Origin of the sequence: Nocardioides sp. NBC_00850 (assembly GCF_045207335.1) — a bacterium.
GTDB lineage: Bacteria > Actinomycetota > Actinomycetes > Propionibacteriales > Nocardioidaceae > Nocardioides.
On sequence record NZ_CP108845.1, the window covers coordinates 171,781 to 184,819 of the forward strand.

11 protein-coding genes are annotated in these 13,039 nt (G+C 68.6%); 9 read left to right on the top strand and 2 right to left on the bottom strand.

Annotation, left to right across the window (positions count from 1 at the left end; all coding sequences use genetic code 11):
- Nucleotides 1-2: 2 nt before the first annotated feature.
- Entirely contained in the window at nt 3-1,265 is a 1,263-nt protein-coding gene (locus tag OH802_RS00820) for a PucR family transcriptional regulator (RefSeq protein ID WP_406024216.1), read from the bottom strand.
- A 120-nt stretch (nt 1,266-1,385) separates the two neighbouring features.
- Between OH802_RS00820 and OH802_RS00825 the strand changes: the two genes are divergently transcribed.
- From OH802_RS00825 to OH802_RS00840, 4 genes are all read left to right on the top strand, one after another.
- Nucleotides 1,386-2,873 carry a class I adenylate-forming enzyme family protein gene (locus OH802_RS00825; protein WP_406024218.1) on the top strand — a complete coding sequence of 496 codons (1,488 nt, stop codon included), beginning with the start codon at nt 1,386-1,388 and terminating at the stop codon, nt 2,871-2,873.
- 29 nt (nt 2,874-2,902) lie between these two features.
- Nucleotides 2,903-3,706 (top strand): SDR family oxidoreductase, encoded by an 804-nt coding sequence (locus tag OH802_RS00830; RefSeq protein ID WP_406024220.1) that lies wholly within the window; start codon nt 2,903-2,905, stop codon nt 3,704-3,706.
- A 97-nt stretch (nt 3,707-3,803) separates the two neighbouring features.
- A complete protein-coding gene (locus OH802_RS00835) occupies nt 3,804-5,207 on the top strand; it encodes a glycoside hydrolase family 28 protein (RefSeq protein ID WP_406024222.1) in 1,404 nt (467 codons plus the stop codon).
- Between the two features lie 41 nt (nt 5,208-5,248).
- Entirely contained in the window at nt 5,249-6,229 is a 981-nt protein-coding gene (locus OH802_RS00840; RefSeq protein WP_406024224.1) for a bile acid:sodium symporter family protein, read from the top strand.
- Here the strand turns inward: OH802_RS00840 and OH802_RS00845 are convergent.
- Nucleotides 6,186-6,623: a RidA family protein gene (locus OH802_RS00845; protein WP_406024226.1), complete on the bottom strand. Its 438-nt coding sequence runs from the start codon at nt 6,621-6,623 to the stop codon at nt 6,186-6,188. The genes OH802_RS00840 and OH802_RS00845 overlap by 44 nt on opposite strands.
- A gap of 87 nt (nt 6,624-6,710) precedes the next feature.
- Here OH802_RS00845 and OH802_RS00850 point away from each other — a divergent pair, with 87 nt between their 5' ends.
- From OH802_RS00850 to OH802_RS00870, 5 genes are read left to right on the top strand one after another with little or no spacing between them, the layout of a single operon-like run.
- Complete coding sequence (locus tag OH802_RS00850; protein WP_355020885.1) at nt 6,711-7,157, top strand: cupin domain-containing protein; 447 nt, start codon at nt 6,711-6,713, stop codon at nt 7,155-7,157.
- A complete protein-coding gene (locus OH802_RS00855; protein WP_406024228.1) occupies nt 7,154-8,059 on the top strand; it encodes an acyl-CoA thioesterase in 906 nt (301 codons plus the stop codon). Before OH802_RS00850 ends, OH802_RS00855 begins: the two co-directional genes overlap by 4 nt.
- Nucleotides 8,056-9,699 (top strand): AMP-binding protein, encoded by a 1,644-nt coding sequence (locus OH802_RS00860; RefSeq protein ID WP_406024230.1) that lies wholly within the window; start codon nt 8,056-8,058, stop codon nt 9,697-9,699. Before OH802_RS00855 ends, OH802_RS00860 begins: the two co-directional genes overlap by 4 nt.
- Nucleotides 9,696-12,101 (top strand): bifunctional salicylyl-CoA 5-hydroxylase/oxidoreductase, encoded by a 2,406-nt coding sequence (locus tag OH802_RS00865; protein ID WP_406024232.1) that lies wholly within the window; start codon nt 9,696-9,698, stop codon nt 12,099-12,101. The genes OH802_RS00860 and OH802_RS00865 overlap by 4 nt, the downstream gene beginning before the upstream one ends.
- Nucleotides 12,089-12,943, top strand: coding sequence for a PaaX family transcriptional regulator C-terminal domain-containing protein (locus OH802_RS00870; protein WP_406024234.1), 855 nt, complete (start codon nt 12,089-12,091; stop codon nt 12,941-12,943). Before OH802_RS00865 ends, OH802_RS00870 begins: the two co-directional genes overlap by 13 nt.
- The last annotated feature ends 96 nt before the right edge of the window (nt 12,944-13,039 follow it).

Below are 13,039 nucleotides of genomic sequence, written 5' to 3' on the forward strand. Positions count from 1 at the left end.
ACCTAGTCCCGCGACAGGACGGCCTGCCCCAGCCAGTGGCAGGCCGTCAGCGCGAGCTCGAGTGCCTGACGGTCGTCGCCGATCGGACGGCCGAGGATCTTCTCGGCACTCGTCACCCGATACTTCACCGAGTTCTTGTGCATCACCATCGCTTCGGCCGTCGCGGTGTAGCTGCTGTCGTGCCGGAAGAAGAGCAGGAGCGTCTCCCGCAGGCGAACGTGCTGCTCGTCATCGCGGGCGAGGTCGCCCAGCGTCTCCTGAACCCACCACCGGGTCTGCTCCACGTCCTGCGCGAGGAGCGCGGCCACGTTGAGACCGGGCTCGTTGAACGCGGTCACCGGGTGGCTCGGATCCTCCCGGATCATGGCGACGCGCTGGGCCTGGACAGCCTCGAGATGGGTCTGCCGAAAGCCTGCGAGCCCGGCATGCGGCCGACCGAACGCAATCATCGGCAACGGCGGACCGGCCGCATGATCCAGCAGCGGACGTATGACGACCGGGTCCGGGCTGAATCCGTCCGGAACCGGGATCCAAGCCCATGCGCTTGCCCGATCGCGTGAGACGACCAAGGGACTGCCCGAGCCGAACTCCTCAGCAACCGCCGACACGGCCCGGTTGAACCGGGTCAGCTGGTCCTGTTGCGCGCCGGTCTCGTGCACCCACAGGACCACACCCAGATGTCGGACTCGCAGCCGATGACCGATGATCGACTCGGAAGCGTCGACGTCGTCGGTCGCGCCGCTGATCAGGTCCTGGATCCGGCCGAACCTGGCGGTGTTCCGCTCGGTCAGCCAGCGCTCGTGCTCGGTCTCGTACACAGTGACCACACGCTGAGAGATCCAGTCGATGTAGTCGAAGGTGACCGTGACGATGCGCTGATACACGGCGGCCTGCACGTCGGGCGCGGAATGCCGACGCAGGCACTCGGCGTACGCCTCCTTCAGCAGATGCTGTTGGCCCAAGCGGTACGCGCGAACCAGGGCATTGACCGGGACGCCACGTTGAGCGAGTCGCCGGGCGTACTCGAACGCTGCGGACGGCGGCTCGATCTTCTCGACCGGGATCCAGTGTCGGAGCGAGTGCAGGATGTTCTCGACGTTGCCGGCCACGCTCGACTCCAGGAGGTCGATGATCGCCGCGTCACCCTGGAGCTCGACGATCCTGCTGGCAAGCACGTCACGGATCAGGCACGTGAGCTCCCCTAAGCGGTCGTTCAACGCCGATGCGACCGTCGCCACCTGCCCGCGCAGCTCCTCGTCCTCCATATCCGTAGTCTCGCAGCACGATGTGACGCCACTCACTGTTCCCGGGGGACGAACGAGCCGTGAAGGTCTGGCGCCGTGCACCAGTGCCGCACCCCTAGGCGCGGATCTAGCGTCCCGGACATGAGCGTTTCGACCCTTCCCAGCGAGCTGACGCAAATCCCCTTTCTCCGCGCGGCGAGCGATCCCGACGGACCTTGCATCCAAGACGGCGACCGTGTCCTCGACAACGCCACCTTCGCCCAGGCGGTACGGCGCCTCGCGGATCGGTTCGCCTCGCTCGGGGTCTCCTCCGGCGACACGGTCGCGGTCCTGCTCCACAACCGGGTCGAGATCGTCACCACCATGTTCGCGGCGTGGCTCCAAGGCGCCGCGATGTCACCGGTGAACCCCGCACTGACCGACGAGGAGATCCACTACCAGGTGCAGGACTCCACGTCTGCGGTGATCGTTGGCGACGAGCACGCCGGCGACGTGGCCGACGCGGTCGGCGTCGCATGGGTGGACGTGCAGACGATCCACCAGCCGACGCAGGCTCCCGTCCCTGAACGCGCACCTGCATCAGCTGCCTCGGACTTCGCCCTGGTCATCTACACCAGCGGCACCACCGGCAAGCCGAAGGGCGTCCTGCTCGATCACGCCAACCTGGCGGCCATGAGCACCTCGATCATCGAGCACTTCTCCCTCACCGACACCGACACCAGCCTCCTCGTACTGCCTCTCTTCCACGTCAACGGACTGGTGGCCAGCGTGCTCTCCGTCCTCCGCGCCGGAGGCAACGTCGTGGTGGGACCACGGTTCTCGCCGGACACCTTCTGGGACGTGGTCGAGGCCCATCGACCGACATACTTCTCTGCCGTGCCGACGATCTACGCCATCCTCGACGCTCGCACCCACCGTGCGGTCGACACCTCGTCGCTACGGTTCGTGATCTGTGGCGCGGCACCCATGCCGGCCGAGCTCATCACCCGTTTCGAGGAGCGCTTCCAGGTCCCCGTCATCGAGGGATACGGGCTCTCCGAGGGCACCGTGGTGTCCGCCATCAACCCGGTCGACGGCCCCCGCAAACCCGGCACCGTCGGCGTCGCGCTGCCGGGCCAGGAGGTAGTGGTCGTCTCGGTCGACGGGGATCCCCAGCCCCGCGGACAGCGCGGCGAGGTGGTCATCCGCGGCGCCAACGTGATGCGCGGCTATCTCGGCCGGCCTGAGGAGACCGCGAAGGTCGTCCGCGACGGCTGGCTGCACACCGGCGATGTGGGAATCATCGACGAGGACGGCTACCTGCGCATCGTCGACCGGCTCAAGGACATGATCATCCGAGGCGGCGAGAACATCTACCCCAAGGAGATCGAGGAGTGCCTCTACGGTCATCCGGCCGTCCTCGAAGCCGCCGTGGTCGGTAAGCCCGACGACGTCTTCGGTGAGGTCCCCGTCGCGTACGTCGCGACCAAGCCCGGCCTCGCCGCCACCCCGGACGAACTGCTCGCACACTGCTCCACGGCCCTGGCCCGCTACAAGGTGCCCACCCAGATCCACGTCCGCACCGAGCTGCCGAAGAACTCCGTCGGCAAGCTCGTCAAGGGCCTCCTCCGTGATCAGACGGCGCAGTGACCGAACCGCTCCTCCGGAAGGAAACAACAATGGGTGACCTCAACGGACGGACGATGGTGATGTCCGGCGGAAGCCGCGGAATCGGACTCGAGACCGCGCTGGCCTTCGCACGGAGGGGCGGCAACGTGGCGCTCCTGGCGAAGACCGACCAGCCACATCCGCATCTTCCCGGCACGATCCACACCGCCGTCGACGCGATCCGCGAAGCCGGCGGCAACGCGATCGGAGTGCTCGGTGACGTACGTTCCGAGGAGGACGTCGCCCGTCTCGTCAAGACCGCGGTCACCGAGTTCGGCGGCATCGACATCGTCGTCAACAACGCCAGCGCGATCCACACCGCGGGCACCCTGGACACACCGACGAAGAAGTTCACCCTCATGCACGAGGTGAACATCCGCGGCACCTGGCTGCTGACCAGCACCGCCCTCCCCCGGCTGCGCGAGTCGCGAGGCTCGATCATGACCCTTTCGCCGCCTCCGAACCTCGCACCGCACTGGCTCGGCATCCACCCCGCCTACACGACGTCGAAGTACGGCATGACGCTGCTGACCCCCGGCTGGGCCGCCGAGTTCGCCACCGACGGGATCTCGTCGTACTGCCTCTGGCCCGAGACGCTCATCGACACCGCCGCGGTCCGCAACGTCGTCGGCGGCGCGGACCAGGCCCGGTCGCCGCAGATCATGGCCGACGCGGCCATGGTCGTGCTCGACCTGCCGCCCGAGCACAAGAACGGCCGTGCGTTCATCGACGCCGACATCCTCCGTAACGCCGGCGTCACCGACCTGAGCCAGTACGGCGGCGACGCACCCGCCAAGGACATCTTCGTCGACTGACGACCTAGACGTATGACAAGTGAGTCACTAGTGTGACAAGTGCCACAATCCCCCGCGCGGTGGCGACGGCCGCCGTCGTAGCTCTCGAGGAGCATGCATGCGTCACATTCGGAAGCGCGCGACCCCCGTCCTGCTCGCCCTCGGTCTGGTCGGCTCACTGACCGCGACCACACCAGCCCTCGCGGACCAGAAGACGGACCGGGTCGAGCGTGGCCCGGATGCTGCCGCGATCGCGAAGATCGTCGACCGCATCGAGGAGCCCTCGATCCCCGACCGCGACTACGAGATCACCGACTTCGGTGCCGTCGGAGACGGCAAGACGGATGCCCTTCCGGCGATCAGGGCCGCGATCGAGAAGGCGTCGGCCGACGGCGGCGGCCGCGTCGTACTCCCTGAGGGCATCTGGCTCTCCGAGGGTCCTGTGCACCTGGCGAGCAACATCGACCTCCACGTCGCCGAAGGGGCGACGCTGCTGTTCGGGACCGACACGGACGACTACCTGCCCGTGGTGCGTACGCGCTGGGAGGGCACCGAGCTGGACGGCTACTCGCCACTGATCTACGCCAACGACGTGCACGACGTCGCCATCACCGGGTCGGGCACTATCGACGGCAACGAGGACTCCGAGTTCCACGCCTGGAAGGAGCAGGAGAAGCCGGACCAGCTGCGGCTGCGCCAGATGGGCTTCGACGGCGTACCGGTCGAGGAGCGCGTCTTCGGGAAGGGTACGTTCCTGCGGCCCAGCGCCATCCAGTTCTTCAACGCCGAGCGGGTGCTGCTGGAGGACTACCGGGTCACCAACTCACCGTTCTGGATCAACCACCTCGTCTACACCGACCAGGCGACCGTGCGCGGGCTCGACGTCGACAGCCACCGGGCCAACAACGACGGCATCGACGTCGACTCCAGCACCAACGTCCTGATCGAGAAGAACCGCTTCCGGACCGGCGACGACTCCGTGGTCGTGAAGTCCGGCCGCGACCTCGACGGACGCACCATCGCCCGCCCCAGCGAGAACGTCGTGATCCGCCGCAACGACATGGGCGGCGAGGACGGCATCGCCCTGGGCAGCGAGATGTCCGGCGGCATCAAGGGCGTCTACTTCACCGACAACGTGCTGCGCGACGGCGCCTCGGCGATCCGGTTCAAGGGCAACCTCGACCGCGGCGGCACGGTCGAGCACATCCGGGTGAGCAACATGGAGATCGGCAACTTCGAGACCTTCATCTGGTTCCAGCTCGACTACCCCGGCGAGCTCGGCGGCAACTACCCGCCGGTCTACCGCGACATCGTCTTCTCCGACATCACCGTCGCCTCGGCCAAGACCGGGCTCGACATCCACGGGCCTGCCGACGCACCGCTGAGCGACGTCACGCTGCGTGATGTCACGGTCGAGGAGGTCGAGACGCCGATGGTCCTGGAGAACGTCGAGGACCTGCGCTTCGACAACGTCAGGTTCGGCGACCAGTACGTCGACGGCGAGCTCGACTGGCTCTCCTGAACCCGGTCCCCCACCTCGCCCGCATTCTCGGAAGGAAGAGCATGAACACAGTCCGACACGTCAGCGCCTTCGTGGGGCGTTGGTTCGCCCTGATCGTCCTGGTCGCCGGCGCCATCGCACTGGCCACCCCCAGCACCTTCGACGGATGGGCGGCCCAGGTTCCGCTGCTCCTCCAGATCATCATGCTCGGGATGGGCATGACCCTCAGGCCCGTCGACTTCGCGATCATCGGCCGGCGGCCGTGGGCTCTGCTGCTGGGTGTCGCCACCCAGTTCACCGTGATGCCGTTGCTCGGCTGGGGTATCGCGAACGCGCTCAGCCTCTCCGCAGTGCTCACCGCGGGCATGGTCCTGGTCGGTTGCGCGCCCGGCGGCACCGCCTCCAACGTCATGGTGTTCCTGGCCCGTGGCGACACCGCGCTGTCGGTGGCGATGACCTCCGTGTCGACACTGCTCGCGCCCGTACTGACGCCCCTGCTGGTCCTCTTGCTGATCGGCGAGGACCTGCCGGTCTCCGCGAGCGACCTGTTCGTCTCGATCGTGGAGATCGTGCTCGTTCCGGTTCTGCTCGGTCTGGTGCTCCGGCTGCTGCTGCCGCGTCTCATCGAGAAGGTGATCGATGTGCTTCCGCTGATCTCGGTCGCCGGCATCACCGGAGTCGTGCTCGCCGTCGTCGCCGGAAGTGCCGACACGCTGCTCTCGGTCGGCCTCCTGGTCGTGCTCGCCGTGGTCCTGCACAACGTCGCCGGCCTGGCCCTGGGGTACGCGGTCGGGCGAGTCTGCGGCATGCCGATCTCGAGCCGGCGAGCCATCAGCATCGAGGTGGGCATGCAGAACTCGGGGCTGGCCGCCGCGCTCGCCACCGTCCACTTCTCACCGGCCGCAGCACTGCCTGCCGCGATCTTCTCGGTCTGGCACAACGTCTCCGGCTCGATCCTGGCGAGCTACTGGTCGCGGCGCCCCATCCAAGGCGACGAGGTCATTTCGCGGCCGGAGGCCGCACCAGCCGATCGTCGGCGATGACGGCGACGCCGAGGATCTCGATCATCGCCTCCGGCTGCCACAGCCCTGTGGTCCCGATGCCCGCCATCGCCGGGTAGACCGGACCGGCCAGCTCGCGCCAGACCGCGCCGATCTCCTTGCCGTGCGCCTGGTAGTCGGGGATGTCGGTCAGGTAGATCGTGATCGACACCAGATCCTCGGCGACGCCGCCCACCTCCCGCAGCGTGGTCAGTACGTTGCCGAACGCCTGCCGGAACTGCTCGACGATGTCTCCGGGGACGATCTGCATGTTCTCGTCCAGCGCGGTCTGGCCGCCGAGATGGAGGGTGTTGCCACTGAGCGTGCCGTGCGAGTAGCCGCGCGGCGCGGGCAGAGCCGCGGGGTTCACCGGTACGGGCGTGAGGTCCGTGTTCATGATTCGACCGTAGGGCATCTATTGACATGCCTACAACGTTCGTGCAGAAAATGAAACACATCCTGAATCGAACGGACAGGACCTCACATGGACCCCACCTCCGACACCTCTGGTCTCGTCGTCCCGGTCGTAACCCGCGCCGGCTTCGAGCCCGACCTGACCGGGCAGAGCGAGGGCGCCACCCGGATCAGCGGCGTCAGCATCCAGCACACGCCCGCGACCAAGCTCTGGTTCGGCAAGGTGCACAACCTCGCCGGCTATCGCTCCGTCCCCCATCACCACGGCGAGGCCGAGACCGGCGGCTATGTGCTGTCTGGACGGGCCCGGATCTACTTCGGCGAGAAGTTCGAGGACTACCTCGACATGTCCGAGGGCGACTGGGTCTTCGTGCCCCCGTTCCTGCCGCACGTCGAGTGCAACCTCGACCGCAACCACCCGCTGACCTGGATGACCACCCGCACCCCGGACAACATCGTGGTCAACCTCCCCCAGGTCGACGACGCCGACCTCCGCGACTGGGCCGATCGGCCATGACCGCCGGCTCACAGACGTTCACGGACGCCGTCACCCTCAAGGAGTGCGAGCCGGAGGTCTTCGACCTCGCCTTCACCGCCACCACCCAGCCGTGCCCGTGGCCGAAGGCGTACGGGGGCGACATGGTGGCCCAGGCGCTCGTCGCCGCGTCCCGGAGCGTGACCGACGACAAGTCGATGCACTCGATGCACTCCTACTTCATGCGGCCCGTCGACATCGGCGCCGAGGTCCGCTACGAGGTCGAGGTGCTGCGCGACGGCCGTGGCTACAGCACCCGCCAGGTGCGCGGCTTCCAGAACGGCAAGCCCGTCTACGTGTGCATGGCGAGCTTCGCGGCCGGGGAGCCGAGCGGCAGCTTCCAAGCCACGATGCCGGCCGGCATCCCCGGTCCCGAGACGTTGCCGACGTCCGCGGCCTACCTCGCGGACCGCACCGGCGGCACCATGACCGAGACCTCCAAGGCGTACTGGTCCGGCGGGCGCAGCTTCGACATGCGACACGTGCCGGGGCCGGTCTATCTGATCGTCGAGGGCGAGCGGTCGCCGCACCAGGCCATCTGGGTCAAGCCGTACGACACCCTCCGCCCGGTCGACGGGCTGACCGACCGACAGCGCGACACTGCGGCCCTCGCCTACGTCTGCGACTACACGATCCTGGAGCCCGCTCTGCGGGTGCTCGGCCTGGCGTGGGCCGACGAGGGTCTGGTGACCGCCAGCCTCGATCACGCGATGTGGTTCCACCGGCCGGTCGCGATGGACAACTGGCTGCTCTACGCGCAGGAGGCCGTCTCCGTCGAGGACGGCCGCGGCACCGGCCTGGGCCGCTTCTTCACCACCGACGGCGTGCTGGTCGCGACCGTCGTCCAAGAAGGCATGATCCGAGCCGCGGGAGCGGCGTCATGACCGCGCTCAGCCGGTCCGGGTACGCCGACTCGTTCGCCCGCGACCACCTGCCGCCCGCCGAGCAGTGGCCGACGCTGGAGTTCACCACGGACGAGCTCCACTACCCCGAGCGGCTCAACGCCGGTTCCGAGCTCATCGACGTCCCGACCGCGCTGCACGGTCCGGACCGTCCCGCCCTCCGCACCCCCGACGGCACGGTGTGGACCTACGGCGAGCTGCTCACCCGCGCCAACCAGATCGCCCACATGCTGGTCGACGACCTCGGTCTCGTCAGCGGCAACCGGGTGCTGCTGCGCTCCCCGAACAACCCGTGGACAGTCGCGGCCTGGCTCGGCGTACTCAAGGCCGGGGGCATCGTCGTGACGACCATGGCTGCGCTCCGGGCGACCGAGCTCGGGCCGATCGTCGCGAAGACCCGGCCCGCGGTCGCCCTCGTCGACCATCGGTTCGTCGAAGACGTCCACGCGGTCCGGGACACCGTCGCGCCCGACCTGACCGTGGTCGCCTACGGCGGAGACGCCGAGGACGACCTGACCCGCCGGATCCTGGCCAAGCCCACCGACTTCGCCGCGGTCGACACCGCGGCCGACGACGTCGCACTCTTCGGGCCGACCTCGGGGACGACCGGGGTCCCGAAGATCACCACCCACTTCCACCGCGACATCCTCTCGATCGACAACACCTTCGGCCGGGCGACGCTGCGGCTGGAGCCGAGCGACGTCGTGGCGTGCACGGCGCCGTTCGCGTTCACCTTCGGCCTCGGCATGCTGGTCGTCTTCACGCTGCGGGCCGGGGCCTGTGCTCTGCTCACCGAGGCCGCCTCGCCGGCCCAGATCGCCGACCTGATCGCGACCCACGGCGTCACCGCGCTCGCGACCGCGCCGACGGCGTACAAGCAGATCCTCAAGTCCGGTGCGATCGAGCAGCTCAAGGGGTTGCGCGTCGCCGTCACCGCGGGCGAGCACATGCCCCGGGAGACCTGGGAGGAGCTCGAGCGCGAGCTGGAGCTGCGGGTCATCGACGGCATCGGCGCCACCGAGATGCTGCACATCTTCATCTCCGCGGCCGGTGACGACATCCGCCCCGGGGCGACCGGCAAGCCGGTGCCCGGCTATCGCGCCGCCATCCTGGACGCCGAGGGCAACGAGGTCGGACCGGACGTCGAGGGGCGGCTCGCGGTGATCGGCCCGGTCGGCTGTCGCTACCTGGACGACGCCCGCCAGCGCAGCTATATCGTCAACGGCTGGAACGTCACCGGTGACACCTTCGTCCGCGACGAGGACGGCTACTACTGGTACCGCTCGCGCACCGACAACATGATCGTGTCCTCGGGCTACAACATCGCCGGCCCCGAGGTCGAGGAGGCACTGGGCACCCACCCGGACGTCGTCGAGGCGGGCGTGGTCGGCGGCCCCGATCCCGACCGAGGTGCCGTCGTCTGCGCCTTCGTCGTGCTCCGCGAGGGTGTGGACAGCGACGCTGCGAAGGCCGAGGAGATCCAGCAGTACGTCAAGGGCCGGCTGGCCCCCTACAAGTACCCGCGCGACGTGCGTTTCGTCGCGTCCCTGCCTCGCAACACCAGCGGCAAGCTGCAGCACTTCAAGCTGCGTCAGATGATTGCGGCGGAGGGCGGGACATGAGGATCGCGATCGTCGGAGGGGGTCCCGGCGGGCTCTACTTCGCCACGCTGATGAAGACCCTCGACCCGAGCCACGAGATCACCGTCTGGGAGCGCAACGCCCCCGACGACACCTTCGGCTTCGGCGTCGTCTTCTCCGACGAGACCCTCGGCAGCATCGAGGGCGCCGACCAGGTCGTGCACGACCGGATGGAGGAGCTGTTCGCCCGCTGGACCGACATCGATGTCGCGATGACCGACCGGCAGGGTCAGCGCCATGCGTTCACCGTCGGAGGCCAGGGTTTCGCCGCGATGTCACGCAAGGACCTGCTGCAGATCCTGCAGGAACGCGTCGCCGAGCTGGGGGTGACCGTCCACTTCCGGACCGCGGCTCCCGACCCCGACGAGCTGCGCGCTTCGTACGACCTGGTGCTGGCCGCGGACGGCGTCAACTCGGCCGTCCGGACCAAGTACGCCGACCGGTTCGGGCCCAGCCTTGACCGCCGTCGGAACAAGTACATCTGGTTCGGCACCGACCTGGTCTTCGAGGCGTTCCAGTTCTTCGTCAAGCAGACGGAGTGGGGCACGATGCAGATCCACGGCTACCCCTTCTCCGACCGCGGCTCCACGTTCATCGTGGAGATGCACGAGGACGTGTGGCGCCGCGCCGGCCTGCACAGCACCGAGCACCAGGTCCTCGCGCCCGGTGCCTCCGACGAGCACGCCGTCGCCCGGGTCGCCGAGATCTTCGCCGACGAGCTCCGCGGGCACACGATCCTGACCAACAACTCCAGGTGGATCAGCTTCCAGACCGTCCGCAACGAGCGCTGGTACGACGGCAACGTCGTGCTCCTCGGAGACGCCGCCCACACCGCTCACTTCTCGATCGGCTCGGGCACCAAGCTGGCGATGGAGGACGCCCTCGCCCTCGCGGCCTGCCTCCACGAGCACGCCTCCCTCGACGAGGCGCTCGAGGCGTACCAGACCGAGCGGAAGCCGGTGGTGGAGTCGACCCAGCGCGCGGCCCAGGCCTCGCTGGAGTGGTTCGAGAACATCGAGATGTACGCCGACCAGGACCCCGCGCAGTTCGTCTTCAACCTGCTGACCCGCTCGCGCCGGATCACCTTCGAGAACCTGAAGGAACGCGACGCCGACTTCGCGCGTCTGATGGAGGCGGAGTTCGCGCGCCACCAAGGATCCCAGGAGGTGGCGCCGGCGATGTTCCAGCCCGTCCGGATCGGCGAGCTGGAGCTGAAGAACCGGATCATGCTCTCCCCGATGGACATGTACTCCGCGACCGACGGCGTCCCCGACGAGTTCCACCTGGTCCACCTCGGCTCCAAGGCGCTCGGCGGCGCCGGGCTGGTGATGACCGAGATGACCTGTGTCGCCCCCGAGGCCCGGATCACGCTCGGCTGCCCGGGCATCTGGACCGACGAGCAGCGCGACCGCTGGCGCCGGGTGGTCGACTTCGTGCACGACCACTCCACCGCCAAGATCGGCGTGCAGCTGGGCCATTCGGGCCGCAAGGGATCGACGAAACTGATGTGGGACGGCATGGACGAGCCTCTCGACGCCGGCAACTGGGAGGTCATCGGCCCCTCCGCGCTCCCTTACGGCGAGGGCTGCCACGTCCCGCGCGAGGCCGGCCGCGTCGACCTGGACAAGGTGGTCGCAGACTTCGTGTCGGCGGCTCAGCGCGCCGTCGACGCCGGCTTCGACCTGGTCGAGATCCACGCCGCGCACGGCTACCTGCTCAGCTCCTTCCTCTCCCCCGTCGCCAACCATCGCGACGACGAGTACGGCGGACCGCTGGCCAACCGGCTCCGCTTCCCCCTGGAGGTCTTCGACGCGGTCCGTTCCACGGTGCCGGCTCCGATCCCGGTGACCGTACGGATCTCGGCCACCGACTGGATGCCCGACGGCAACACCGACGACGACGCCGTCGAGATCGCCCGCGCGTTCGTCGAGCACGGCGCCGCCGCGATCGACGTCTCCTCCGGCCAGGTGAGCAAGGACGAGAAGCCCGCCTTCGGCCGCTCGTACCAGACCCCGTTCGCCGACAAGATCCGACACCTTGTCGCCGAGCCGGCTGGAGTGAAGGTGATCGCCGTGGGCGCCATCTCCTCGTACGACGACGTCAACTCGATCCTGCTCGCGGGCCGTGCCGACATCTGTGCGCTCGGCCGCACCCATCTGTTCGACCCGAACTGGACGCTGCACGCCGCTGCCGAGCAGGACTACGACGGGGAGGCAGCCGGTTGGCCGGTCCAGTGGGCGGCCGGGCGGCGCAAGCCACCGACTTCGCGCAGCGACAAGATCCCGCCTCGGCTGCAGCTGCTCAGGACCGGCGAGACCGACCAGGTCCACGTGCGGTGGGTACGCGGGAAGCCGACGGAGGATCCGGCAGAATGCCGCAGGTGACGAAGGCGGGGTCTGCACCGGCAACACAGGTCAACCGACGATCGCGCACCACCGTGGTGACGTTCCTCGGCGCCGTCGTGCGACCGCTCGGCGACTGGATGCCGATCGCCGGCGCGATCGACCTGCTCGCCCAGGTCGGCCTCGACGCGCCGTCCGTACGCACCGCCGTACACCGTCTCAAGCGGAACGACTGGCTCGACTCGGAGACCCGCGATGGCACCCGCGGATACGGGCTCACGTCAATTGCCCGCTCCACACTCGCCGCCGGCGACGAGGTGATCTGGCACGCGCGCAAACCCGCGGACCTGGCCGACGGCTGGTGCATCGTGCACTTCGGCGTACCCGAGTCGATGCGCGCCAAGCGCCACCAGCTGCGCGCCCACCTCTCCCACCTTGGCTTCGGCAACGTCGGCACCGCGCTGTGGATCGCGCCCGCCCGGATGCGAGACGCGGCCGAGCGGGCGGTGACCGAGCTCGGGCTCGAGTCCTATGCCGCGATCTTCGTCGGCGGCTACCACGGCCCCCAGGACCTCACCGAGCTGCTCTACAGCAGCTGGGACCTCGACGCGATCGACCAGAGCTACCGCGACTTCATCACAGCCCACAGCGCGCTCGCCGCCCGACTGGAGGACGCCACGCCATCGGGCCAGGACGCCTTCGTGACCTATCTCGACGTCGTCGGCCAGTGGCGCAAGCTCCCCTTCCGCGACCCGGGCCTGCCCCACGACGTCCTCGCTCCGAACTGGAGCGCGCCGGCCGCGGTAGCCCTGTTCGAGAAGCTGGTGGCAGAGCTGGAGAAGCGGGCGCTCGCGCACGCGAGCGCCCACTGGCCATCGGGCTGAATCACGCCGGGTCATCAGGAGCCCGGAACGTCGAAAGTCAGGGTGGCGACGGGGGTTCTCGAACTGGCTCCGTCGCATGCCGATCTGGACCTTCAC